The 410-nt window shown below is 67.8% G+C and carries 1 protein-coding gene; it reads right to left on the bottom strand.

Annotated elements, in window-relative coordinates:
- Nucleotides 1–410, bottom strand: a 410-nt coding sequence (locus EN846_RS33695) for a TonB-dependent receptor plug domain-containing protein (protein WP_148671257.1), incomplete at both ends; no start/stop codon positions are given.

Genomic DNA, 410 nt, shown 5'->3' on the forward strand with positions numbered 1-410 from the left:
GCGATCGCGCGCCCACACGCCCTTCTCTTCGGCGTGCTCGGCCGACAGGGTCAGCGACAGGCGATCGTTGCTCCAGCCGGCGACCACGTCGAAGCGGTCACGCGCGCCGTCGCCCTGGCTGTACTGGCCGTGGTAGACGTTGGCGGTCACGCCGGTGACATTGGAGCGGGTGATGATGTTCACCACGCCGGCCATGTCGTCGGAGCCATAGATCGCAGAGGCGCCGTCCTTCAGCACCTCGATGCGTTCCACGGCGGACACCGGCAGGGTGGAGATGTCCTGGTAGCCGGACGTGCTGATGCCCAGGCGCTTGCCGTTGACCAGCACCAGCGTGCGCTGGGTGCCCAGGTTGCGCATGTCGATGTAGGTGCCACCCGCGTTTTCACCCGCGGTCAGCGCATTGGCGCGGC

It is taken from the genome of Mesorhizobium sp. M4B.F.Ca.ET.203.01.1.1 (genome assembly GCF_004791025.1).
Lineage (GTDB): Bacteria > Pseudomonadota > Alphaproteobacteria > Rhizobiales > Rhizobiaceae > Mesorhizobium > Mesorhizobium abyssinicae.